General features: G+C 69.0%; 23 protein-coding genes. 9 read left to right on the top strand and 14 right to left on the bottom strand.

What is annotated here, in order from left to right; translation table 11 throughout:
• Positions 1-77: 77 nt before the first annotated feature.
• On the top strand, positions 78-1,031 hold the full coding sequence (gene ligD / locus ACY466_RS18485) for a non-homologous end-joining DNA ligase (RefSeq protein WP_463247576.1): 954 nt from the start codon (positions 78-80) through the stop codon (positions 1,029-1,031).
• Here ligD and ACY466_RS18480 read toward each other — a convergent pair.
• Complete coding sequence (locus ACY466_RS18480) at positions 976-2,373, bottom strand: flavin monoamine oxidase family protein (protein WP_463247574.1); 1,398 nt, start codon at positions 2,371-2,373, stop codon at positions 976-978. The genes ligD and ACY466_RS18480 overlap by 56 nt on opposite strands.
• A gap of 158 nt (positions 2,374-2,531) precedes the next feature.
• On the opposite strand from ACY466_RS18480, the gene ACY466_RS18475 reads away from it, so the two are divergent.
• The 4 genes from ACY466_RS18475 to ACY466_RS18460 all read left to right on the top strand — a co-directional run bounded on the left by ACY466_RS18475 (position 2,532) and on the right by ACY466_RS18460 (position 5,507).
• Positions 2,532-2,921 (top strand): hypothetical protein, encoded by a 390-nt coding sequence (locus ACY466_RS18475; protein ID WP_463247572.1) that lies wholly within the window; start codon positions 2,532-2,534, stop codon positions 2,919-2,921.
• Positions 2,922-3,170: 249 nt separating this feature from the next.
• Complete coding sequence (locus tag ACY466_RS18470) at positions 3,171-3,506, top strand: hypothetical protein (RefSeq protein WP_463247568.1); 336 nt, start codon at positions 3,171-3,173, stop codon at positions 3,504-3,506.
• Entirely contained in the window at positions 3,503-4,180 is a 678-nt protein-coding gene (locus ACY466_RS18465) for an ABC transporter ATP-binding protein (RefSeq protein WP_463247565.1), read from the top strand. The genes ACY466_RS18470 and ACY466_RS18465 overlap by 4 nt, the downstream gene beginning before the upstream one ends.
• Before the next feature lie 37 nt (positions 4,181-4,217).
• A complete protein-coding gene (locus tag ACY466_RS18460; protein ID WP_463247563.1) occupies positions 4,218-5,507 on the top strand; it encodes a hypothetical protein in 1,290 nt (429 codons plus the stop codon).
• Between the two features lie 175 nt (positions 5,508-5,682).
• Here the strand turns inward: ACY466_RS18460 and htpG are convergent, their stop codons facing one another.
• The 11 genes from htpG to ACY466_RS18405 form a co-directional block, all read right to left on the bottom strand.
• Entirely contained in the window at positions 5,683-7,599 is a 1,917-nt protein-coding gene (gene htpG / locus ACY466_RS18455; RefSeq protein ID WP_463247559.1) for a molecular chaperone HtpG, read from the bottom strand.
• A gap of 156 nt (positions 7,600-7,755) precedes the next feature.
• Positions 7,756-9,624: a glycoside hydrolase family 15 protein gene (locus ACY466_RS18450; protein WP_463247555.1), complete on the bottom strand. Its 1,869-nt coding sequence runs from the start codon at positions 9,622-9,624 to the stop codon at positions 7,756-7,758.
• 64 nt (positions 9,625-9,688) lie between these two features.
• Positions 9,689-10,237 carry a Na+/H+ antiporter subunit E gene (locus ACY466_RS18445; RefSeq protein ID WP_463247552.1) on the bottom strand — a complete coding sequence of 183 codons (549 nt, stop codon included), beginning with the start codon at positions 10,235-10,237 and terminating at the stop codon, positions 9,689-9,691.
• Positions 10,234-12,009 (bottom strand): proton-conducting transporter transmembrane domain-containing protein, encoded by a 1,776-nt coding sequence (locus ACY466_RS18440; protein WP_463247548.1) that lies wholly within the window; start codon positions 12,007-12,009, stop codon positions 10,234-10,236. The genes ACY466_RS18445 and ACY466_RS18440 overlap by 4 nt, the downstream gene beginning before the upstream one ends.
• Entirely contained in the window at positions 12,006-13,499 is a 1,494-nt protein-coding gene (locus tag ACY466_RS18435) for a proton-conducting transporter transmembrane domain-containing protein (RefSeq protein ID WP_463247545.1), read from the bottom strand. Before ACY466_RS18435 ends, ACY466_RS18440 begins: the two co-directional genes overlap by 4 nt.
• Positions 13,496-14,974, bottom strand: coding sequence for a complex I subunit 5 family protein (locus ACY466_RS18430; RefSeq protein ID WP_463247541.1), 1,479 nt, complete (start codon positions 14,972-14,974; stop codon positions 13,496-13,498). The genes ACY466_RS18435 and ACY466_RS18430 overlap by 4 nt, the downstream gene beginning before the upstream one ends.
• Complete coding sequence (locus ACY466_RS18425; RefSeq protein WP_463247538.1) at positions 14,971-15,294, bottom strand: NADH-quinone oxidoreductase subunit K; 324 nt, start codon at positions 15,292-15,294, stop codon at positions 14,971-14,973. The genes ACY466_RS18430 and ACY466_RS18425 overlap by 4 nt, the downstream gene beginning before the upstream one ends.
• Complete coding sequence (locus ACY466_RS18420) at positions 15,291-16,238, bottom strand: Na(+)/H(+) antiporter subunit B (protein WP_463247536.1); 948 nt, start codon at positions 16,236-16,238, stop codon at positions 15,291-15,293. The genes ACY466_RS18425 and ACY466_RS18420 overlap by 4 nt, the downstream gene beginning before the upstream one ends.
• Positions 16,235-16,507, bottom strand: a complete 273-nt coding sequence (locus ACY466_RS18415; protein ID WP_463247532.1) for a cation:proton antiporter — start codon at positions 16,505-16,507, stop codon at positions 16,235-16,237. The genes ACY466_RS18420 and ACY466_RS18415 overlap by 4 nt, the downstream gene beginning before the upstream one ends.
• Positions 16,508-16,765, bottom strand: coding sequence for a hypothetical protein (locus ACY466_RS18410; RefSeq protein WP_463247528.1), 258 nt, complete (start codon positions 16,763-16,765; stop codon positions 16,508-16,510).
• 180 nt (positions 16,766-16,945) lie between these two features.
• Positions 16,946-17,548 (bottom strand): hypothetical protein, encoded by a 603-nt coding sequence (locus tag ACY466_RS18405; RefSeq protein ID WP_463247524.1) that lies wholly within the window; start codon positions 17,546-17,548, stop codon positions 16,946-16,948.
• Positions 17,549-17,619: 71 nt separating this feature from the next.
• On the opposite strand from ACY466_RS18405, the gene ACY466_RS18400 reads away from it, so the two are divergent.
• On the top strand, positions 17,620-19,065 hold the full coding sequence (locus tag ACY466_RS18400; RefSeq protein ID WP_463247521.1) for a glucose-6-phosphate dehydrogenase: 1,446 nt from the start codon (positions 17,620-17,622) through the stop codon (positions 19,063-19,065).
• 15 nt (positions 19,066-19,080) lie between these two features.
• On the opposite strand, the gene ACY466_RS18395 is transcribed toward ACY466_RS18400, so the two are convergent.
• On the bottom strand, positions 19,081-19,317 hold the full coding sequence (locus ACY466_RS18395; protein ID WP_463247518.1) for a PspC domain-containing protein: 237 nt from the start codon (positions 19,315-19,317) through the stop codon (positions 19,081-19,083).
• A gap of 185 nt (positions 19,318-19,502) precedes the next feature.
• Here ACY466_RS18395 and ppk2 point away from each other — a divergent pair, with 185 nt between their 5' ends.
• On the top strand, positions 19,503-20,423 hold the full coding sequence (gene ppk2, locus ACY466_RS18390; protein ID WP_463247515.1) for a polyphosphate kinase 2: 921 nt from the start codon (positions 19,503-19,505) through the stop codon (positions 20,421-20,423).
• Positions 20,424-20,430: 7 nt separating this feature from the next.
• On the opposite strand, the gene ACY466_RS18385 is transcribed toward ppk2, so the two are convergent.
• Entirely contained in the window at positions 20,431-22,476 is a 2,046-nt protein-coding gene (locus ACY466_RS18385) for a prolyl oligopeptidase family serine peptidase (RefSeq protein ID WP_463247511.1), read from the bottom strand.
• Between the two features lie 359 nt (positions 22,477-22,835).
• Here ACY466_RS18385 and ACY466_RS18380 point away from each other — a divergent pair, with 359 nt between their 5' ends.
• Both ACY466_RS18380 and ACY466_RS18375 read left to right on the top strand, forming a co-directional pair.
• Positions 22,836-23,420 (top strand): hypothetical protein, encoded by a 585-nt coding sequence (locus ACY466_RS18380; protein ID WP_463247508.1) that lies wholly within the window; start codon positions 22,836-22,838, stop codon positions 23,418-23,420.
• A complete protein-coding gene (locus ACY466_RS18375) occupies positions 23,417-24,388 on the top strand; it encodes a dipeptidase (RefSeq protein WP_463247504.1) in 972 nt (323 codons plus the stop codon). Before ACY466_RS18380 ends, ACY466_RS18375 begins: the two co-directional genes overlap by 4 nt.
• The last annotated feature ends 11 nt before the right edge of the window (positions 24,389-24,399 follow it).

Below are 24,399 nucleotides of genomic sequence, written 5' to 3'. Positions count from 1 at the left end.
CGGTTCGCGCCGGCTCGATTCACGCCGGCTCGGTTGACGGCCGCTCGGTTCGCGACCCGAGCGCCTAGCATCGGGGAATGGCAGCCACATCACCGGCGATCGAGCTCGAGGTGGGGGACCGCACGGTCCGCATCTCGAATCCCGACCGCGTGTATTTCCCGGCCAGCGGCGCGACGAAGCGAGATCTCGTCGAGTACTACCTGTCCGTGGGCGACGGCATCGTGCGCGCGCTGCGCGAGCGACCGTGCATGATGCACCGCTTTCCCGACGGGCTCGCGGGGGACAAGGTTCATCAGAAGCGGCTGCCGAAGGGTGCGCCGCCGTGGATGGAGACCGTGGAGGTCCACTTCCCGCGGTACAACCGCACCGCGGACGAACTGTGTGTCACCGAGCTGGCGCACGTGGCGTGGGCCGTGCAGATGTCCACCGTCGAGTTCCATCCGTGGAACAGCCGCCGCGCGGACGTGGAGTCGCCCGACGAGTGGCGTATCGATCTGGATCCCATGCCCGACTGCGGGTTCGACCGGGTCCGCCGCGTCGCCGGGGTGGTGCACGAGGTGCTCGACGAGCTCGGCGCCGTGGGGTGGCCCAAGACGTCCGGTGGCCACGGCCTGCACGTGTACGTCCGGATCGACCCGAGTCACGGCTTCACCGATGTTCGCAGGGCCGCACTGGCTTTCGCGCGGGAGGTCGAGCGCCGGGCGCCCGACGAGGTGACCACCACGTGGTGGCGCAAGGATCGCGACCCGACGAAACTGTTCGTCGACTACAACCAGAACGCGCGCGACCACACGATCGCGAGCGCGTATTCCGTTCGGGGGAACCCGGATGCGACGGTGTCGACGCCGATCACCTGGGACGAGGTGGCCGACGTCGAACCGCGCGATCTCACGATGTTCACGGTCCCCGAGCGGTTCGCGACCCTCGGGGACCTGCACGCGGGGATCGACGACGCGGTCTACGGGATCGAGCCGCTCATCGAGTGGGCGGAGCGGGACGAGCGGGCGGGTCTGACGGAGCCGGACGAGTAGCGAGGACGTCGTGGGCCGCCCGCCGGCCCGCGCGCACCGCGCCGTCGAGATAGCCGGGCCATCGATCGGCGACATCGGTTCCGGCCCAGTGGATTCTGCCGTGTCGAAGCTCGTCCGGACGGAACGGACCGCCCGACGCCGGGACGGCCGTGGGAGCGCCGCCGAGCCAGGGTTGCTCGGACCACGTGATGTCGTCGACGGTGTGCGGGATCTGTGCGTCCGACCCGAAGAGTCGGACCAACTCGGTGACGACGACCTCGCGACGGTCCTCTCGAGCGAACAACTCGGCCGCGGCGCGCCCACCGCTGAACGCGACCAGCACGCCCGGACCGTCGGATGCGGCGTTGCCGTCGACCACCATCTGGATCGGCCCGTCGGCGTCGAGCGCGGTGCCGGTGAGGCCGAGCGCCCGCCACCACGGACGGTCGTACACGACGATCGTCTTGGCGTACTCGCCCATCCGGCTGCCCCGCAGGCGTGCGTCGAGGGCAGGCGGAAGTGCGGGGAAGAACTCCAGGGTGGGAGCTCGGGGTAGCGGGACCGCGAGAACGACGTGGTCGCTGCGGAAGGTGCGGGTGCCTCCGCCGGGGACGGTTGCGTGCACCTCCACCCCACGAGGGTCCTGATGGATCGCGGTCACGGGATGGTCGGTGAGGACCTCGCCCGTCAGGCCGGCGGCCACGGCATCGACGAGCGCCGTGGTGCCGTCGACGAAATAGCGTTCCTGGGCGCCGTTCTCGACCGACGCGATGGGACGCAACCCACCCGCGGCATGGATGTACTCGAGGGCGGCGCGAGCGGGCACCTGATCGGGATCGGCTCCGAAGATGAGCCGGTAGAAGCACGTGAGCAGTTGTCGGCCGTCCGGGTTGTCGCGGAAGCAGCGGTGTTCGAGGACGTCCGACATGTCCGTGGCCTCGGGACGCCACGAGTCGAGCACCGGCAGTGTCGACGAGTGAATCCTGCTGACGTCGAGCGACATTCGGACGATCCCGCGGGCCAGGGCGAGCGACCGAGCGGGGGGCAGCAACGGTACGTCTCCGCGGTGTCGGTGCAGACCCCCGGTGAGGGCCAGGACCTGCTTCGCGCCGCGGCGAGGGCGCGGCTCCGGTGCGGTCTCGAGGCCGTGGTGCGCCGCGAGGTCGAGCACGGCGGTCTGATCGCCACCGATCCAGTGCGCGCCGTAGTCGACGTGCACGCCGCAGAGCGGCCGAGTGAGAACCTTGCCGCCGATGCGATCCGCGGCCTCGAGGACGGTGACGGTGACCCCCGCGGCCTCGAGCTCGGTCGCGGCGGTCAGCCCGCTCAGTCCCGCCCCGATGACGATCGCGTCCCCCGACATGACCTCACCCTAGCCACGGCGCCCCGACTTTCGTCGGGTATTGCGTCGATATGGGCAAAGTGCTGACGTGCATGCATGTCATTGCAGTCGAGTTCGGTTCGGCCCTAGCGTCGATGGCGACCGAAGAACAGTTCGACATCCATCAGGGGGTTTGAAAGATGTCCGATCGAAATAGGTTGTCTCCGAGCAGCATCGCGGTGTTCCTGGCATCGGTGCCGGCCGTGATGGTCATCGGTGCGGGGGTGGCGTCCGCGCAACCTGCGCCCGCCGTGCCCGTGCCCGTGGTCGCCTCGCCGGTCGCGTCGTACGAGAGTTTCGATGCCACCGGTTGTGTGGTGCACAACGACCGAGGCGGTTGCGTCGGGTCCGGGGTGTACGGACAGGTGGTCGAAGGCGGCACCAAGGGTGCCGCGACGGGAGCCACCGGCGGATGCGTGGCCGGGGCCATCGCCACCGGGGGACCGGGATGCGTTGCCGGCGCCGGTGCCGGTGCGATCGGCGGGCTCGTGTCCGGTGCGGTCGGCAATGTCGTCGGCGGGCTGTTCTGACTCGAATGGTCTGTCCACGAGCATCTTCCGACGATCGAGCAACGATGCGAGAGCAAGGAGAGGACGAAACATGCTGGATATCGTTCTGACGATGGTGGTGCCCTTCATGGTGGGCGTGGTCGGTGTCTGGATCGGGCACCGCGAGCGCGCGAAGAAGACGCCGTTCTGACCGCGTCGGGCAGGGGTGGGTCGGGTCGGGGCGCCTCGGGTCCGGGTACGTCGGGTCTGGGTGCCCCGCCCCCGGTTCCGGTGCGGTTCCACGTTCGACCCGACAAGTCCTTGGCGGAGGTTCTCGCCGACCTGTCGACCATGACGCGCGCGGTGCGCGCCTCGACCCTTCGGGACGCGGAAACGACGGGGACGGCGTCGGTGAAGGTCGGAAACTTCCCGTTGGCGCGATTCCTCGGCTACTACCTGGAACTCGGGCGCCGGAGCTATCCGCTTCGGGTCGACCTGGAGCAGACGGAGAAGGGGGTGTCCGTTCTCGTGTCCAGTCGCGATACCTGGGCCGCCTATCGGATCGCGAAGGAGCAGGACGTGTTCGCCGATCGCGTGGCGGCCGTGCGCTCCGTGATCACCACGTGAGGGTGCTGAACGTCCGGGACCTGACCCTGAGGGTCGGGTCCCGGACCCTCGTCGTCGGCGCCGACTTCGAGGTGTCGGCAGGGGAACTCGTCGGACTGACCGGCGCCAACGGGGCCGGGAAATCGACGCTGCTACGGACACTGGCGGGATTCGATCTGCCCGCTCTCGGAACCGTCGGGTTCGGGAACACCGTCACCGATCGGCGGGGTGGGAGTCGGAACGGGATCGGGTACGCCCCCTCGCGTCTCGACGCACCGGGCCGACTCACGGTGGGTGAGTACCTCGACATGCTGACCGCGGCACGGGGTCGGGACCCGGGGGCGCGAACGGTCGACGATCTCGTGGTGCAGGTGGGGGCCGATTCACTGCTCGGCAGCCCGATCGATGTGTTGTCCACGGGGGAGAGGAAGAAGGTGTCCGTGGTGGCGGCGTTGATGCACCGCCCGGCCCTGGGGCTGTTCGACGAACCGTTCGAGGCGCTCGACGAGGATTCGGCTCTGAGGGTGCGGGAGGTGTTGGGAGAGTTCGTCGCCCACGGCGGTGCCGCGGTGGTCTGCACCCACCGACACCGATTCCTGCGCGGGGCGGCGTCCCGGGTGCTGGCGCTGACGAAGGGAAGGCTGGTGGTACTGGATGTCGAGCGGCTGTCGACCGGTCACGATGCGCACGAGTGACCGAATCGCCGTCCTCGCCCGCTGCCACCGAATCACGGTGTCCCACAGTCGCCGATCGTCGTCGGCGTGGGTGGTGTCGGCCGTCGTGATCGCCGTGGCGACAGGGGTTGTCGTACGGTGGGTCGGGACGTCGTCGGGTGTCGTCGTGGAGCGGGCGAGCGTGGCTCTGGTCTCGTTTCCCCATGCGGTGCTGCTGTTCTCGCTGACCGTGCCCTCGCCGGCAGGCACGATGCGGCCGGAGCACCTACGCGGCCTCCCGGTGCCGACCGGGGCGGCGTGGACGGCGTTCGTGCGCGCTCGCGTCGGGCTCGGGGTGACCCCGGTGCGGGTCACGGTTCTCGGCGTGTACGCCGCGGCGGCTGTGGTGTCCGGCTGGGCGCCGGCCCTGGTGGTCCTGGCCGTGTTCGTGTTCGGAGCTCCGCTGGGACACGTCGCGGCGACGGTACCCGCAACCGGTGGGTGGCGGGTGGCGCGGGGCGCCCTCGTCGTGACCGGTGTGGGTGCGGTTCCTGTTCTCGCGCTACGGGATCCGCTGTGGTCCGTGGCGGCCTCGGTGGTGGTGGCGGCGGTGTGGGGCGCATCGAGTGTGGTCGCGATGCGGCGAGCCCTCGACCCACTGGGTTCGGTTTCGGTCGCGGCGCAGCGCGATCGGGCGTCGGATGCGACGTGGTGGCGGTTGCCGCACCTCCGGGCGGTGGTGGTGGATCTGCAGCGCAATCGGAGGTGGACGGACTTCGCGGCGGGGTGGGTGCTGATCGTCCTGGTCGGTGTCGCGGCTGCCGGTCGGCGCTACGAGTGGTCGATCGGCGGGGCGCAGCTCGGCCTCGACGTGACTCCGGCGATACCGGTACTGGCGGTGTACGCGATGTTCGGGCTGACGTTCGGGCTGCTTGCGGACGGGGACACCGCCTCGTGGATCGTCGATGTACCCAGCGGTGTGCGCCGCTACCTCTGGGCGCGCGTGGTGGTGTGGGTGGTGGTCACGGCGCCGTGCTGGCTGATCGCATCATTGGTCGTGGCGTGGCAGAACGGCGGCGCGGCCTGGACGGCGGTTCCGATGCTGTTCGCGGCCATCGCGATTCGGGGTGCGGTCACGTCGACTCGGTTCGGCGCACCGAGTCCGGTGCGGATCGTGGTCGATCTGGTCGGAGCAGCCGTCGGATTCGCGGTGCTGACCGGGGTGCTGGTGTCGGTGCCACCGGGCGTCGGGCTCGTGGTGCTGGGCAGCGCGGTCGCGTTGCAGGTGACGGCGGCCGTACTCGTGACCCGCGCCTGGCGGGACGGCGGGGCGGCGTGGTTGCGGGTGGCGGAGCGGGCGCACCGGTGAGGTGGTTGCGCGCGCTTCGCGCCGACCCGGAGTGAGGGGCACCCTGATGTCGGCAGACGGACCGAGGGTGCCCCTGACTCGGGTGGGCGCACGAATATCTTCGCGCCGATCCGGAGTGAGGGTGCCCCTGACGTCGCTGGACGGACCGAACGGCACCCTCACTCCGGGTGGAGGGTCAGAGCGTACGAGTCAACCTGTCCGCCAACATCTTCGCGAACCCGGCCGGATCCTCGAGCTCCCCACCCTCGGCGAGCAACGCCGTGCCGTACAGCAGCTTCGCGGTCTCGGCGAGCGAGGCGTCGTCCTTCTTCTCGGCGTGCGCCTTCTCCAGGGCGGTGACCAGCGCATGGTCGGGGTTGAGTTCGAGGATGCGCTTGGTCTTGGGCACCGGCTGGCCGGAGGCGCGGTACATCTTCTCCAGCGTCGGGCTCAGGGAGAAGTCGTCGCCGACGATGCACGCCGGTGACGTGGTCAGGCGCGAGGAGAGGCGCACCTCCTTGACGTCGTCGGACAGCGTCTCGGCCATCCACGACGTCAGCTCGGCGAACTGCGCCTTCTTCGCGTCCTTGTCCTCGGAGTCCTTCTCGTCGTCTCCGTCGAGGTCGACGGCGCCCTTGGCGATGGACTGGAACGCCTTGCCCTCGAACTCGGGCACGGAGCCGGTCCACATCTCGTCGACGGGGTCCGTGAGCAGCAGCACCTCGAGACCCTTGGCGGTGAAGGCCTCCATGTGCGGCGAGCTCTCCACCTGCTGACGGGACTCCCCCGTCATGTAGTAGATGGTGTCCTGACCATCCTTCATACGAGAGACGTAGTCGGCCAACGTGGTCGACTCCTCCTCGCTGTGCGTGGACGCGAACGACGACAGCCCGAGGATGGTGTCCTTGTTGTCGAAGTCCGAGAGCAGGCCTTCCTTGATGGCGCGGCCGAACTCGGACCAGAACGTCGTGTACTTCTCCGTGTCCTGCGTCTGCATGTCCTTGATGGTGGAGAGCACCTTCTTGGTCAGGCGACGCCGGATGGCGCGGATCTGTCGGTCCTGCTGCAGGATCTCGCGAGAGACGTTGAGCGACAGGTCCGCTGCGTCCACGACACCCTTGACGAAGCGCAGGTACTCGGGAACGAGTTCCTCGCAGTCGTCCATGATGAAGACGCGCTTGACGTAGAGCTGGATACCGACCTTCGCCTCGCGCATGAAGAGATCGAACGGCGCACGCGACGGAATGAACAGCAGCGCTTGGTATTCGAACGTGCCCTCGGCCTTCATGGGGATGATCTCGAGCGGATCGTCCCACGCGTGGCTCACGTGGCGGTAGAACTCGGTGTACTCCTCCTCGGACACGTCGTCCTTAGAGCGCGTCCACAGCGCCTTCATGGAGTTGATCGTCTCGTCCTCGAGGGTGACCTGTGCGTCGTCGCCCTCGCCGGTGGTCTTCTCCACCTGCATGCGGATGGGCCACGCGATGAAGTCCGAGTACCGCTTCACGAGCTCACGGATCTTGGACTCGGAGGTGTAGTCGTAGAGGTGGTCCTCGTCGTCGGCGGGCTTGAGGTGCAGCGTGACCGCGCTGCCCTGCGGCGCGTCCTCGACCTCCTCGATGGTGTACGTGCCCTCGCCGCTGGATTCCCACTTGGTCGCCGTCGTCTCGCCGGCGCGTCGGGTGAGCAGCGTGACCTTCTCGGCCACCATGAAGGTCGAGTAGAAGCCGATGCCGAACTGGCCGATCAGCTCCTCGGAGGCCGCCGCGTCCTTGGCTTCCTTCAGCTTCGCGCGCACCTCGGCGGTGCCCGACTTGGCGAGCGTGCCGATCAGATCGACGACCTCGGCGCGGGACATGCCGATGCCGTTGTCGGAGATCGTGAGGGTACGGGCGTCCTTGTCGATCGCGATGTCGATGTGCAGATCGGACGTGTCGACGCCCAGATCCTTGTCTCGATATGCCTCGATGCGAAGCTTGTCCAACGCATCGGACGAGTTCGATACGAGTTCTCGAAGAAACGAATCCTTGTTCGAGTAGACCGAATGGATCATCAGGTCCAGTAGTTGCCGGGTCTCGGCCTGGAACTGCAATTCTTCGACGTGTGCGGTCACTTCACTCCTCCTGCTGACGGGCTGGGAACTGCGCCCTGGCGGGCTCGGAACTGCGCCCTTACGGGCTGAAAACGGTGCCCTGGCGGGCTGGCGACATCGCCGGAATTTTACGCGGGCCGCTACCGAGGATGTCCCCGGGTCGCGCCGGGCATCCCGTCACCCTCGGCGCGCTCGGATCGCCTCCGCCAACCGGTACCCGCTGGCGATGATGCCGATGTGGCTGAACGCCTGCGGGAAGTTGCCGAGGAATGCGCCCGAATCGGGGTCGATCTCCTCGCTCAGCAGCCCGAGGTGGTTGGCTCGCGCGCACAGCGAGTCGTACAGCTCCATGGCCTCGTCGATGCGGCCCTGTCCGGTGAGGTTGTCCACCAACCAGAACGAGCACAGCAGGAACGCACCCTCCTGGCCGGGCAGTCCGTCCGACGATTCGTCGTGCAGGTATCGGTAGAGCAACCCGTTCCCGGCGTCGAGTCGCTCGCGGACCGCCTCGACGGTGCCCACCATGCGGGGGTCGTCGAAGTCCACGATTCGGCGCAGCGACAACGCGAGGAGCGAACCGTCGAGCCCGCCGCGGTTCGTGCCGTCGGGGGAGAGGTGTTCGGTGAACGTCCCGGCGTCGGGATCGAAGGCCTGCTCGAGCACCGCCTCGCGCATCTCGTCGCGAGCGGCACTCCACCGATCGGTGGGGCATTCGCGCCCCGCGATCTCGGCGATCTTCAGGGCCCGATCGACGGCGACGAAGCAGAGCGTCACCGAGTAGGTGAACGTGCGGCCGGCGTCGCGGATCTCCCAGATCCCGTGGTCGGGAATCGTCCAGTTCTCGATGGCCTGGTCGGTGAGCGCGCTGAGCACGCCCCACAGGTGGTCGTCGATGCTGCCGCCCGCGCGGGCCCACTGGTAGGCGACGTCGAGGAGTTCGCCGTAGACGTCGTGCTGGGTCTGCCCGGCCGCGCCGTTGCCCCACCGGACGGGAGCGGAGTCTCGCCAACCGCTGAGCGAGTCGTCCTCCCACTCCTCGGGTGGTTGCCCGCCGTCGAGGGCGTACATGATCGATGGCTTGCCGTCGCGCTCGGCGCACGCCAGGGTCCAGCTGAGGAACGCGTCGGCCTCGGTGGTCAGCCCGATCCGACGCAACGCGTACGTGGAGAACGCGGCGTCGCGTACCCAGGTGTAGCGGTAGTCCCAGTTGCGCACGCCGCCGATGTGTTCCGGGAGCGACGATGTCGCCGCGGCCATGATCCCGCCGGTCGTGGAGTGATCCAGGAGCTTCAGCGTCAACGCGGAGCGTCGGACCAGCTCGCGTTGCGGACCCTCGTACGCGACATGGCTCATCCAACTCCGCCACGCCTCGGCGGTCTGCTCGATCAGTCCGCTCGGGTTCAGCCCCGGCCGGAAGCGCGTGTCCCCGGACCAGTGCAGCGCGACGGTGAGCATCTCGCCGGCCCGGAGGGACACCGTGGCGCCGAGAGCCCCGTCGTCGCCGACGCTCAACGTGTGGGAGGAGACCACCCGGAGCGGCAGGTCCGTGTGCGACGAGGTGACGATGTTCCAGCCGCCCGCGTGTGCGACGAACTCCGTGTCCGCTTTCGGTGCGAGCCGCACCGTGAGGTCGACGTGGCCGCGCGTCACTCGCGCGACCCGGAGCAGTTCCCCGCGACTGGCCGAGGCGAGCTCGGTGAGATCGGCACCGGACCGCAGCGTCATCGCGTCGGTCACCTCGACGGTGCCGTCCGGACCGTCGAGTGCGGTGACGAGCACCGCGGTGTCGTCCTGATACCGCTGCTCGCCGCCGACGAGCCCGTCGGGGGCGACGGTGAACGCTCCGCCGCGGTCGGTGTCGAGCAACGCTGCGAACAGCGGCGGACTGTCGAAGCGCGGCAGGCACATCCACCCGATGGAACCGTCGCGGGCGACGAGGGCGCAGCTCTGACCGTCGCCGATGATGCCGTGATCGGAGATGGGGAGGTACCCCTGCACCGGCTCGAGCGGTCGGGGGGTGAGCCCGTGTTGGGTGGGCGAACTCATGAGCGGCTCCTGGGTGGGGTGGTTCCGGATGGAGTGAGGGTGCCGTCGGGTCCGTCTCGGGAGGTCAGGGTGCCCCTGACTCGGATTCGGACGGCGGCCCGGGTTCGGACGGGGGCCCGGATTCGGACGGCGGGGGGTGCGGCGGGTCGAGCAGAACCACCAGGTACCGCTCGAGCACCCGCAGCTCTTCCGTCGACGTCATCTCGCGATGCAGCAGGTGCAGATCCAACCGGTCGTCCGTCAGCGCGACGGACAACGATCCGGGGGTGAGACTGCCGAGCGTCGCCAACAACACCCGCCCCGACGGCGACCGCAGCGTCAGGTCCAGGTGATCGTCGACGGGATCGATGTCGAGCGTACGGCGAAGGACGCGTCGGGCGACGTCGACGGTTCCCGTCACCGAGTGCTTCAGGAACCACCACAACACGCCGACGGCGGCTCGGATGCGGGCCGGAGCGGGCCGGCGACGTGATGCGCCCGGCGCATCGAGTACGACGGTCAGCGCGGTCACGGCCAGAACCACGGGAACGCCGTAGTACCAGAGCCCGTCGCCCTGGGTGAGGGCCCACCACAGGACGGAGAAGGCCACGAGTCGGGTGAGGATGCGTCTCATGTCAGCACCACGACCAGCGCGAGGATCAGGGTGACGCCGATGATGACGGCGCCGGACGGACTCCATCCGGCCAGGGTTTCCTCGGTGCGGTCGACGGCGGCCGCACTGCGCCGCGGTCGGAGTCGATACAGGGTCGGTTCCACCCAGCCGTCGTAGCGTCGGCCCCCGGCGCGACGGAACGCACGAAGCGCGGAGACGGCGACGCGTTCTTCCGGAACCACCAGGTCACCCGCGGGAACGACGGTTCCGTCGGGGTGCGCGAGGCGCGGCGGAAGAATCTCACGGCGCGACAGCACGACCGCCAGACCGGCGATTCCGACACCGATGAGGATGGGCCAGGTGGCGTCCCAGAGCGTGACCAGGTCGAGGTCGGGGACGGAGACCGTCGGGGCCCAGTACTGCGCGACCACCCAGGTGAGCACGATGCCCAACGGCGCGAGCAGGGCCCAGCTGATCACCGACGCGTCGACCCGGCGCACCGGGCCGCGCCGACCGGTGAGCAGGACGTATCCGGTGCGAGCGAGCAGCAGGGTGGACACGGTGCCCACCCACGGCAGCAGGTCGGTGAGCGTGATTCCGGCGAACGTCACGGGGGACACGGCTTCCTTCGCGGCGTACTTCGCGATCGATCCCGATCCCAGGGGAGCGCCCGCCACGGCGAGGGCCAACACGGCGAGCACCGTCACCACCAGCCACTTCGCACGTCCGCGGCCGTGCTTCTGCCACACGGTCACGCCCAGGAACAGCCCGCCCTTCGCGATGCCGTGGTGCACGGAGTAGACGACGGCGGCGAGGATGCAGACCTCGGCGACCTCCGGGGAGGCCAACGCGATGCCGATCAGCACCGCGAGGAACCCCATCTGGCTGATGGTGCTGTACGCGAGCGGCACCTTGGGGTCCTTGTGCAGGATGCCCAACGGTAGGGCGGCGAACGCACCGATCAGGGCGAGGACGGTGAGCGTGATTCCCCAGCCCGGCAACGCCACGTCGCCGAGCGGCAGGAATCGGATCCAGCCGAAGATGCCCGCCTTGACCATCGCGCCGGACAGCACCGCGCTCGCGGGCGGCGGCGCCGCGGGGTGCGCGAGGGGCAACCACACGTGCAGCGGCACGGTGCCCGCCTTGATGCCGAACCCCACCAGCAGCAGCGCGACGATGGCGGTGCGGTTCTCGGATGCGGCGACGGCCGCGGGCGCATCGGCGATCAACAGTCCGCCCGCGTCGACGATCATGATCAGCGCGCAGAGCACGGTCAGCTCGGAGACCATGGTCAGGGCCAGGTAGACGCGTCCGGCGCGGCGGGCGACGTCGGTGCGGGTGTGCACCACGGCACCGAACGCCGCGATGCTCATCAGCGCGAACGAGAGGTAGAAGGTCGGGGTGTCGGCGGCGACGAACACGCCCGCGTTCCCCAGGAAACTCGCGAGGAGAAAGCCGGTGAGCAGGTGCGGCTGCCGGGAGTTGCCGAAGTGGACGGCCAGCAGCGCTCCGCCGTACAGCAGCACGGTCATGAGCAGCAGGGGCCGACCGAGCCCGTCGACCTCGAGGCGGGTTCCGAGCATCAGCCACGGTGCGTCGACGACGCCCGCGGCCGGTCCGGCGACGGCGAGGATCCCGGCGGGAACGGTGGCGAGGAACGACCATCGCACCACCCGGCGTCGATATCGCACGCCCGCGCGCGTGCCGCCCCACCCCGCGACGGCGAGCGAGAGCACGGTGAGCATGGGCACGCCCACGGCGGCGATCCACAGCAGCGTCTTCAGAGCGGTCACAGGCCGTAGATCCCTTCCGTGATGAGCCGCGAGAACGACAGCGGGGAGTAGATCCACCCGGCGACGACGCCGACCAGGACCGTCACGGTCGCGGTGGCCGCGACCGGAAGAATCATCAGCGGCGACGCCTCGAGCGTGCCGCGGGCGGGGGTGAAGTCCTCGGCCGGGGACTTCCACCACAACCGGTAGACGATCGGCAGGAAGTACGCCGCGTTGAGCAGGCTCGAGGCCACGAGGACGACGAGGATCCACTGCTGACCGGAGTCGACCGCGCCCGACGCGAGGTACCACTTGGACAGGAATCCGGCCATCGGCGGGATGCCGATCATTCCCAGCCCCGCGACGGTGAACGCCGCGGAGGTGATGGGCATCCGGCGACCCACCCCGTCCAGTTCGCTCACCTTGGTGATGCCGAGGACGGACGCGAACAGACCGGCGCAGAAGAACATCGTGATCTTCATGACGCCCTGGTTGACGATGTGCGCGATGCCGCCGGTGGTGCCGAGGACGGAGAGCATCGAGATGCCCAGGGTCACGTAGGCGACCTGGCTGACCGTCGAATACGCCAGGCGGGCCTTGATCCCGTCCTGCCGCAGTGCCTGCACGGAGCCGTAGACGATGGTCACCGACGCGACGACGGCCAGTGGCGTGAGGACCCCGAGATCGTTCGCGACGTCCACGCCGTAGACGTAGTCGACGAACAATACGACGCCGAAGACGCCCGCCTTGACCACCGCGACCGCGTGCAGCAGGGCGCTGACCGGGGCCGGGGCCACCATCGCGCGCGGCAGCCATCCGTGCAGCGGGAAGAGCGCGGCCTTGACGCCCAGACCGGCGAGAATCAGTACGAAGATCAGGATCGCCGTGACGGGCTCGTCCGCGGCGAACTCGGTCATGGCGGTGCTGCCGCGATCGTCGAAGTCCACGGACCCGATCTCGACGGTGAGCCACACGATGCCCGCGAGCAGCGAGACACCGCCGATCAGCGTGTGCAGGAGGTAGGTGCGGGCGCCGCGCATGGCGGCGGCGGTGCGTTCGTGCACCACCAGCGGGTACGTCACCAGTGTGAGCAGCTCGTAGAAGACGAGAAAGGTGATGGGGTTGCCCGACAGCGCGATACCCGAGGTGGCCACCACACACAGGCTGAAGAAGCCGAAGAATCGGCTCTGCCCGGGCTTCTTCGCGAAGTAGCCGATGGCGTAGACCGTGGTGAGCAGCCACAACCCGGCCGAGAGCGCCAGGAAGTACAGCGCGAACGGATCCAGGCGCAGCACCAGGTCGATGCCCGGCACGAACTCGGTGCGGAACTCGAACCGGTTCCCGGACGCAGCGGCCGGAATCAGCGCGGCCACCAGGGCGACCTTGAGGACGGCGCCGCCGACGTTCAGCGTCGTGCGAGTCTTAGCCTTGCCGTCCTTCAGGAAGAAGATGATCAGCGCCGGGATCAACGAGGTGGACAGGACGAGGAGGGGCAGGATCGATCCGGTCATCCGGCACCTCCCGACAGAACCAGAACACCCGTCGACGACGCGGCGATCAGGCCCGACGCCGCGAGACCGAGCACGACGGCGGCCACGGCCGCGGACACCGACGCGTACCCCATGCGGGTCGGGACGCCCACGGGCTCGGGGGCGTCCTCGTCGGCGGTGGACATGAGGACGGTGAGCACCCGGACGGTGTACGCCGCGGTGAGCAGACCGCCGCCGAGCAGCACGATCAGCCACCACCACTGCCCGGATTCGATGGACGCGGTCAGCAACTGCCACTTGCCGGCGAACGCCAGCGCGGGGGGCAACCCGGCGAGCGAGATCCCGGCGAGTCCGAAGGCGAACACCGACGCCGGATGCCCGATGACCGCGCCGCGCAGCGACGAGAGTTCGTCCGTGCCGTACGCCTCGAGCAGGCAGCCGGCGGCGGTGAACATCGCGGCCTTCGCCAGAGCGTGGGCCACGACGAACGCGACCGTTCCCTGGATCGCCATCTCGCCGAGTTCGCGAGCGCGCTCCTCCGCGCCCGGGACCAGCGCCGGTGCCACGAGCGGAACGAGGAGCAGGAAGTACCCCACCTGCGCGACGGTCGAGTACGCGATCACTCGCTTGAGTCGCACCTGACGGAACGCCACCACCGATCCCCACAGCACCGCGATCGCGCCGAGCCCGCCGACGGCCTGCGACAGGGCCAGCGTGCGGTCGTCGGTGGGCAGTGAGGTCCACAACCGGAACAGCACGAACAGTGACGCCTTCACCACGAGGGCGGACATCAGCGGGCTGACCGCGGACGGGGCACCGGCGTGGGCGGGTGGAAGCCAGGCGTGCATCGGGACCAGGGCCGTCTTCATGGCCAGGCCGACGGTCGCGATGACGGCCACCGCGGTGAGCGTCGGGCCGGGTTCGGCGACGTCGACGACGCCCGCGAGGGACAGGGTCCCGGTCTCGGCGTAGAGAAGCGCGACCGCGAACAGGAACCACAGTGATCCGGCGACGGCCACGACGAGGTAGCGCAGGGCGGCGGGATACGCCGACGCGCCGCCGAGGGCCACGGCGCCGACGGCCGCGACGGTGAGGAGTTCGAGTGCGACGTAGGTGTTGAACAGGTCGCCGGCGATGTAGACCGCGTTGCACCCGGCCCAGACGAACAGCCAGAGCGGCCAGTAGAACTCGGTGCCCCGGGCCTTCGCCGATCCCGATGCGTAGACCGAGACCAGGGCGCCGACCACCGCGGTCATGAGCAGGAACGTGGTCGACATACCGTCGACGCGCAGTCCGATACCCACGGGTTCCGCCCACCCCGACAGCGAGAAGAGGATCGGGCCGTCGGCCGCCACGGTCGACGCCAGCGTGACGGCGAGGGCGAGACCGGCGACCGAACAGACGGCGGTCACCGCGGCCCCGATGCGGGGAACGACGACGGCGAGCAGCGCGCCGAGGAGCGGAACGAACACGACGGCCGGAACGAGGTGGGTCACGACGCGGCCTCGTCCGGTTCGGGTCCGGGTTCGGTCTCGGCAGCGTCGTCTTCGGGGCCGCGTTCGATGCGACGCACCAGCACCAGAGCCAACCCCGTGACCGAGACGGCGATGACGATGCCGGTGAGCACGAGGGCGTGCAGCACCGGATCCGGTGGGTCGGTTCGGCCGGCGAGCGCGATCATCACCAGGAACACGCCGGCGCCCGCGACGTTCAGCGCGACGATGCGTCGTACCGGGTCGGCGACGAGGAACAGGCGCAGGGAACCGAGGGCGAAGAGTGCGCAGCCCAGAGCGCCGAACCACTCGATGCGGGTCATCGCGTCGACTCCGAACGACGCCCGACGCGTTCCCCGGTGAGCAGCAGCATCGCCAGGCACACCCCGATCGACACCATCAGCGCGACCTCGAGCGCCACGACCACGGCGCCGCCCCACCCGGGTTCGAGGCCGAGCCACACCCCGGAGAACGCGGTCACCACGGCCAGGCCGATGAAGACCGTCGCCCCGAACACCGCGGTGATGCGCAGGACGAGGCCCGAGGGAACGGGCGCGACGCCGGCGAAGACGGCCAGCAACGCGAGTCCGGTCAGCGCCGCGCCGGCCTGGAACGCCCCGCCCGGACGCGACGATCCGGCGAACAGGAGCCACGCGGCGAGGATGAGCAGCACCGGCGCGAGAACGCGCACCGCCACGACCAGTTGCGGACGGCGATCGACGGGAACGAGGCTGCGGGACAGGGACGCGTCGGGAAGGTGCATGAGGGCGACGACGGCCGCGACGGTGAGCACCACGATCTCGAGGAGGGTGTCGTAGCTGCGGAAATCGAGAAGCACGGCGGTGACCGGGTGCTCGACGACGCTGTCGTCGAGGGCGGCGGTCGCCTCGGTCGCGAGCGTGGGTCTGCCCTGCGTGGCGCGCGCCGCGGGCACCAGGACCGCGGTCAGGGCCACGCCGATCCCCACGGCCAGGGCCGCCTCGCCGATCCCGGCGAGCGTGCGTCGTCGTGCATGCCCGGCCGGCGACGGGGTCGTGGATCCGCCGACCGCGGCCATCATGAGCGCGCCGGTGACGCCGGCGGCCAGGGACGCCTCGGCCAGCGCGACGTCCGGCGCGCCCAGTCGGGCCCACACCACGGCGAGCAGGACGCCGAAACCGAGGAACACGGTGACCGATGAGACGCGGTCGGGGTGGAAGAGCGCGACGAGGGCGGTGCCGGCCACTCCGAGTCCGAGAAGGACGTCGAGAACGATCGCGGCGGTCATCGCGGACCTCGACTCGCCAGCAGCGTCGCCACCGTGGCCGCCGCGCCCAGCGCCAGGACCCAGATGAGGATCAGTTGAGCGGCGACACCGGCGGATCCCGCGTACACGGCCATCCCGATCGCGATGAGGCCGAGCCCCAGGTTGTCGGCTTTGGTGAGGGCGTGGAGCCGAGTGGGTGTGTCGGGCAAGCGAATCAGACCGATCGTTCCCACCGTGAAGCAGATCAGGCCGAGGGAGACGAGGACCACGGTGACGGCGTCGGCGATCATCTACTCGTCCACCGAATCACGGCTGACCAGGACCACCACGATCACCAGGGCGAGAGCGACGAGCACGGTGGCGGTGGTACGCAACGAGGCCTCGTTCATGGCTCCGGCCACCACGATCAGCACCGCGGCACCGGTGGTGGACAGCAGCGCCAGACCGGTCACGCGGTCACGAACGGAGGGCCCTCGGGCCACCCGAAACATCCCGACCAGTACGTTCAGGACCAGGATCACGGCAGCGACGTACAGAAAATTTTCCATCGCCCCTGCCCTGTCGTCCTCGATCACCCACCCGGGCCGGGTATCGATACCCCGTCGGACCGAACACGAATCATACCCGGGCGCAGCCGGTCGGAGTGAGGGTGCCGTCGGGTCCGTCTCGCAGGGTGAGGGGGCCCCTGACTCCGGCGCGGTGGGGCTCCGGTGCGGAGGGGCGCGGGGTCAGTCCAGATCGATGGTCGTGGTGAGGAGCGTCGTCGACGGCACCCGCGGGGTCGACCCGAACCCGAATCGCACGGGCGGATCGACGTCGGCGAGCGGGCCGAGTTCGTCGCCCTTCCAGGTCACCGTCAGTTGCTCGATGTGCCGCTGTCCGCGCGCGCCGTAGTACTCACGCCGTCCGCCGCCGGCGGTGCCCCGAGTGCGCACACCCCGAAGAGCGACGCGGGCGATGCGGTCGCTGATCGAACAGAACCAGGGGGCGGTCACGACGGCGCGCGGCATCACGGTCAGCAGGCGGCCGAGCATCGTGGGCGAGCCGACGACGTAGGAGACGACGAGATCACCCGCCGTGACCGTCACCCCCGAACCACCCGCCGTGTAGGAGACGTCGGTGACGACCGTGGTGTCGAAAGTGTATGTGTCGGTGACGAAGTCGCGGACCTCGTTGCTGGGCGCGAGGAGCAGCCGCTCACCGTCGGCGAACTCCACCATCACGTCCGTGAAGTTGCCCAGGTGCGACGACGGCCAGTGCCCGACGACGATGCGGGTGCCGCTCGCCGTGCCCATTCCGGCGATCTCGCCGTCGAAACGTAGTCGAGTCACCCGCCCGACGATAGCGGTGCCGCCGCGGCACGATCTGCGGGCGGTTGCCGGGATGGAGCACTATGGACCTCATGGCTGACACCAACACCTCCGAATCCGCGTCGACCGAGACCGGCCCCACGATCTTCGTTCTGTTCGGCGCCACCGGTGACCTCGCCAAGCGCATGGTTCTCCCCGCGTTCTACGAGCTCGCACAGCAGGGACTGCTCCCCTCGGAGTGGGCGTTGGTGGGCAACGGTCGAGGCAGCAAGACCGACGAGGAGTTCCGGACGCACGTGCGCGGCGCCCTCGACGAGTTCGGGCCCGACGTCGACGAGAAGACCTGGCGCTCGTTCTCGGCCAACCTCCGGTTCGCGGGATCGGGCTTCGCCGTCGACGACGCGGGCGAGCTGCCGTCCGTTCTCGGCGACGTTCGGGACGACCTCGGCCGCGACGCGCAACTGGTGCACTACATCGCCCTGCCGCCGTCGACGTTCACCGCGTACACCGAGGCCCTCGCCGAGCACGACCTCGTCGACGGCTCGCGCGTCGTCTACGAGAAGCCCTTCGGAACGTCGCAGGCCGACTTCGAGGAGCTGAACACGGCCGTGCACAAGGTTCTCGACGAGAAGCAGGTCTATCGGATCGACCACTTCCTGGGTAAGGAGAACACCCAGAACCTGCACATCCTCCGGTTCGCCAACGGCATGGTGAACGGAATCTGGAACCGCGAGAACGTCGAGCAGGTGCAGATCGACATTCCAGAGACGCTCGACATCGACGACCGCGCGGAGTTCTACGACGAGACCGGCGCGGTGCTCGACATGCTGGTGACGCACCTGTTCCAGGTCGCCGCCGAGGTCGCGATGGAACCACCGCTCTCTCTCGGCGCCGACGATCTGCAGTCCGCGCGGGAGTCCGTCATCGCCGCGTTCCGGCCGCTGGATCCGTCGGAGGTGGTGCTCGGTCAGTATCGCGGCTACCGCGACGTGGAGGGCGTGGCCGACGATTCCGAGACGGACACGTTCGTCGCGGCGCGGCTGTGGGTCGACACCGATCGCTGGCGCGACGTCCCGTTCGTGCTGCGGACCGGCAAGATGCTCGGGGTGAGTTCGCAGCGGGTGTCGCTGGTCTTCCGCCGTCCCGACGGTCCGGTCAAGCACCTCCCCGCCGACGGTGCGGCCCTGACGTTCGACCTGTCGGGTGACGGGCAGATCGACATCGCCATGACCGTCAAGGAGCCCGGCCCGGGCGAAGAACTCAGTGTCGGCACGATGTCGCTTCCGCTGCAGAGCGTGCCCGACGCGGAGCCGCTGTCGCCCTACTCGCGGTTGATTCTCGACGTGCTGGACGGGGATCGGTCCCTCTTCACCCGGCCCGACGGTCTGGCTCACGTGTGGGAGGTCGCCGCGCCGTTGCTGGACGGGCGCCCGGAGCTGCAGATCTACGAGCCGGGTTCGATGGGCCCCGGTGCGGCGCACGATCTCGCCGGCCCGTGCGGATGGTTGGTCGAGAAGAAGCAGCTCGACGGGAAGTAGTAGGCCGGAGTGCGCTCAGGGGCGGTCCTTGGGCAGCAGCATCGCGGCCGCGAGGTAGAGCAACACGGCGGTGCCGAAGGAGACGATGGCCGCGCCGACCGCGAGTGCGCGGATCAGGCTCACGTCCCAGCCGGTGGCGGCGGCGATGCCGCCGCACACACCGGCGATCCAGGAGTCGGTGCTGCTGCGCGAGAACGGGATTCCCCGAGAGCGGTCGTCGGGGAAGTTCGAGGTGGGGTCGTTGTTCGTCATGGTTCGAGCGTGCCGCGTCGCCGCTGTGCTGTACATCGGGTGACACCCCGATCTTGTCCCCGAGACCGACCCCGACGCCCCCCGGGGGGTCTCGGATTCTGCGCGCACTCGCTGTTCACCGTTCGGCCACCTCGTGGTCGCCGAGGCGATCGGTCGACGTCCCCTCACCGACGTAGCTTGTCGCGGTGACCGAACTCGATCTGCCCGGCACCGCCCTCGGCAATACCAGAGACCTCAGTTCCGTCGCCGACCTGTCGACCGTGGTGACGCTGTCGGACACCACGCGCTTCGTGGTTCGCGACGACGACGACGACGATCCGGTCCTCCTCACCGACGAGGGCTACGTCGTCGACACCTGGCGCGAGGACTACCCGTACCGGACGCGCATGACGCGGCCGGAGTACGAGGAGACGAAGCGGCTGCTGCAGATCGAGCTGCTCAAGTTGCAGATGTGGATCAAGGAGACCGGCGGTCGCCACGTCATCGTCTTCGAGGGTCGGGACGCCGCCGGCAAGGGCGGCACCATCAAACGGTTCATGGAGCACCTCAACCCGCGCGGGGCGCGGGTGGTGGCCCTCGAGAAGCCGTCGCAGCGCGAGTCGACGGAGTGGTATTTCCAGCGCTACGTCCAGCATCTGCCGGCCGCCGGTGAGCTCGTGCTCTTCGATCGGTCCTGGTACAACCGGGCCGGCGTCGAACGGGTGATGGGGTTCTGCTCCGACGAGCAGTACGAGCTGTTCCTGCGGCAGGCCCCGCTGTTCGAGCGGATGCTCGTCGACGACGGCGTCGAGCTCACCAAGTTCTGGTTCTCGGTCTCGCAGCTCGAACAGCGAACCCGCTTCGCCATCCGTCAGGTCGATCCGGTGCGGCAGTGGAAGCTCTCGCCCATGGACCTTGCGTCGCTGGACAAGTGGGACGCGTACACGGCCGCGAAGGAGGACATGATTCGGTTCACCCACACCGATCACGCACCGTGGACGACCGTGAAGAGCAACGACAAGAAGCGCGCCCGGTTGAACGCGATGCGGTTCGTGCTCAGCAAGTTCGACTATGCGAACAAGGATCACGAGGTGGTCGGACGGGCCGATCCCGCGATCGTGGAGTGAGCGTCGGTCAGGTCAACGTCCGCCACAGGAACGAGTAGGCCAACGCGGACTTGAACGCGGCCTGGGAGTTGTCCGCCGCGCCGCCGTGACCGCCCTCGATGTTCTCGTAATACGAGACGTCGTAACCGTATTCGGACAGCAGGGCATCCATTTTGCGGGCGTGGCCGGGGTGCACCCTGTCGTCGCGCGTCGACGTGGTGATGAGAATCGGCGGGTAGGTCCCGGTGTGCATCTCGTGCGGCGGTCGCACGTTCTGGTACGGCGAGTACTCGGAGATGAACGACCATTCCTCGGGATCGTCGGGGTCGCCGTACTCGGCCATCCACGACGCACCCGCGAGGAGCAGGTGGTAGCGCTTCATGTCCAGCAGCGGAACCTGACAGACGATGGCGCCGAACAACTCCGGGTACTTCGTGAGCATGATGCCCATGAGCAGACCGCCGTTGCTGCCGCCCTGCGCGCCGAGTCGATCCGGTGTCGTGATGCCGCGCTCGGTGAGATCCCGGGCCACGGCGGCGAAGTCCTCGTGCACCTTGTGTCGACCGGCCTTGCGCACCTCGGTGTGCCAGGCCGGCCCGTACTCGCCGCCGCCCCGGATGTTGGCGACCACGTAGGTGCCTCCACGCTCGAGCCAGGCCGAGCCGACCACCCCGCCGTACGACGGGGTGAGGGAGACCTCGAACCCGCCGTACCCGTAGAGAAGCGTCGGGCCGGGTCCCGAATCGTGCTTCCGCACGACGAAGTAGGGAATGCGGGTGCCGTCGTTCGAGGTGGCGAAGTACTGGGTGACCGCGAGACCGTCGGTGTCGAAGAACGCCGGCGCCGACTTCAGGATCTCGGGGTCCGTCTCGCCGATCGTGCCGAACAGCAGCGTCGACGGGGTGAGATAGCCACTGGCGTCGAGGAAGTACTCGTCGCCGCCGGTGTCGGGATCGGTGCCGATGATCTGCACGTCCACCGCGTCGGGCAGACCGTCGAGGCGTGTCGAGGCGAATCCTCGGGCGCCCGGGGTGAGCACGTGCACGCTCGACCGGACGTCTTCGAGTACCACCATCAGCAGATGGTTCTCGGTCCAGGCGAGCTGGTGGAGCGAGGTGCGGGCGTCGGGGGAGAAGACGGTGATCAGATCCCGGCCGCCGGCGAGGAACGACTCGACGTCGGCGGCGAGGAGCGCGCCGGCCGGGTACTCGATGTCGCCGACGGTCCAGGCCGTCGTCAACCGAATCAGCAACCACGAGCGGTGGACGGAGACCGACGCGTCGGTGGGCGCGTCGATCGCGGTCGTGGATCCGTCGTCGTTCAGGACGAACACGGTGGCGTCGAAGAAGTCCATCGCGCGCTGGACATAGCTGCGTCGGTAACCCTCGGTGGGGTCGAACCACGCGGAGACCGCGACGTCGGACGCCTCGCCGGCGAACACGGCGGGCGCGTCGGCGAGGGCGGTGCCGCGCGACCAGCGGTAGGCCACGCGCGGGTAGCCGGAGTCGGTGAGCGTCCCCTCGCCGCGGTCGGTGCCCACGAAGACGGTGTCGCGGTCGATCCAGCCGATGTCGGTCTTGGCCTCGGGCACGGTGAAACCGCCGTCCTCCGCGGGCACGAAGGCTCGAGTCGTCATGTCGAACTCGCGAACGACGGTGGCGTCGGCGCCGCCGCGGGACAGGGCGACGAGCGCGCGGTCGAAGCCGGGCCGCAGCACCGAGGCGCTCTTCCAGACCCAGTTCTCCGACTCGGCGGTGGCGAGTGCGTCGAGGTCGACGAGGATGTCCCACTCGGGCGCGATCGTGCGGTAGCTCGCCATCGTGGTGCGGCGCCACAGTCCGCGGGGGTGCTCGGCGTCCTTCCAGAAGTTGTAGAGGAAGTCTCCTCGCGCCCGGACGTAGGGGATGCGCGCGTCGGTGTCGAGGATGTCGCGGACACGCGATTCGAGGGCACGGAACTCGTCGTCGGAGGCGAAGTCCGCGACCGCGAGGGCGTTGCGCTCACGCACGTGGGCAAGAGCGTCGTCGCCGTGGACGTCTTCGAGCCAGAGGTAGGGATCGGTCACCCGCCCCATTGTGCCCGGTGGGTTCGTCCCGATGAGGTCGCTGTGCCGGAGCGGACCGAGACGTGACCGTCGACGAGAAAAACTGTCGATAGGCTGGGAAGGTGCACAACAAACAATCCTGAGGTATGTTGTGATGGATAGTTCGATACGACAAGTTCTCGGTGGCCCGTTCGGACGGGTCGCGTACCGGTTCGCACAGCGATCCAGAGGCCCGCGATCCACCGGCCCGCGATCCACCGGCCCGCGATCCACCCGGCCCCGAGAACGACGCGATGAGAGGTGCAGCGATGACCGGCCACCCCATGACCGCCGCGCAACTCCCGGCTACCGCCGCACAGCTCCCGGCCGACACAGACACAGGTACCGCCATGACCGACACCCAGCTTTCCCCCGCTTCCGCGAAGGCCGCTCCCGCGGTCCCCGAGGTGCTCGTGTGCCTGCACGCGTCGCGCTCGCTCGCTCGCACGGTACGGGGAATCCGTGAGGTACTCCCGCACGCCCACGTCCTTCTCCTCGAGACCGTGCCCGGCCTTGCCGCGGCAGCGCTCTCGCGGGACGACGAACGGGTTCACGTCCTGTCCTCGTCGTCCGTGCTCGACGGCGTCGCCTGGGGCCTCGACAAGGGATTCGAACGCGTCGTGGAGATGAGCGACGACGGCCGCTACTCGCCCGCTGACCTGCCGGTGCTGCTCGCTCGCGCCGAGACGTACGGGGTGGGCGTCGTGATCGGCTCGCAGCCCGCGGCGTCCCTGCGGGAGCGGTTCGCCGACCGCCTCGCGTCTCTCACGCGGAGTCTTCCCGTGCGCGACACCGCGTCGGGCCTGCGCGTGTTCACCGACGACGCCCTGCGCTCCGTCGATCTCACCGACGCAGACGACCGCTCGGAGATCGTGCGCCGCATTCACCAGCAGCACTGGCTGGTGGTCGAGGAGCCGGTTACCGTCGCCGGGTGACGGCAACTTCGCTCTCGTTGTGGGAGCAGCACTGCTGCCTTCCCCTGTTTCCCGAGGCCGACCTCGACCCGCTCGCCCGCTACGGCGACGCGACGTACCTCTCGGTCAACGTCGGATACTCCCCGCACTCCGCCGCGGAGTCGTTCGCGCTGCTGCGCGCGTGGCGCCGTCGCGCCGAGGACGATGCACGCTTCGCGCTCGTCGACACCGTGGCCGACGTCGACGACGCCTGCAGGCGCGGACGTCTCGCGCTCGCCTTCGATCTCGAGGATTCGGGCCCCCTGGACGGTGATCTCGCCAACGTCGCCCGGTTTCGGGACCTCGGGGTGCGGTCCATGCTGCCGACCTACAACCACGCCAACGCGGCGGGCTGTGGGTGCCTCGACGCCGTCGACACCGGACTCACCGCGTACGGCCGTGATCTCGTCCGCGAGATGAACGTGGTCGGGATGGCCGTGGACGGATCGCACTGCTCGCGCCGCACCGGACTCGATCTCGCCGCCGTGACCACGAGGCCGATGATCTACAGCCATTCCAATTTCGACGCACTGTGGTCGCATCCGCGAAACATCACCGACGAGCAGGCGCGGGCGTGTGCCGATACCGGCGGCGTCGTCGGCATCAACGGTGTCGGCATCTTTCTCGGGGTCAACGAAGAAGACCGGCACGCCGATCGGGTCGAAGCCATGGCCGATCACGTGGAATACGGGGTCGAATCGGTAGGAATCGGGCATATCGGAATCGGATCCGACTACTCGTTCGACCACGCGGACTTCAACGCCGAGCTGCGGCTCCACCCGGAGGCGTTCTCCGAGGCGTACACGAAATACGGTGCGCTGCAGTGGGTTCCGCCCGAAGATGTCGTGACACTCGGCTCGGTGCTCACCGGTCGCGGGTGGCACGCCGACGAGGTCGCCGCCGTTCTGGCCGGCAACTTCCGGCGCGTCGCCGGCGAGGTGTGGCGCTGACGCACGTGCCC

Source organism: Rhodococcus sp. K11/5 (genome assembly GCF_055193735.1).
This window is presented reverse-complemented; position numbering and strand designations above follow the sequence as displayed.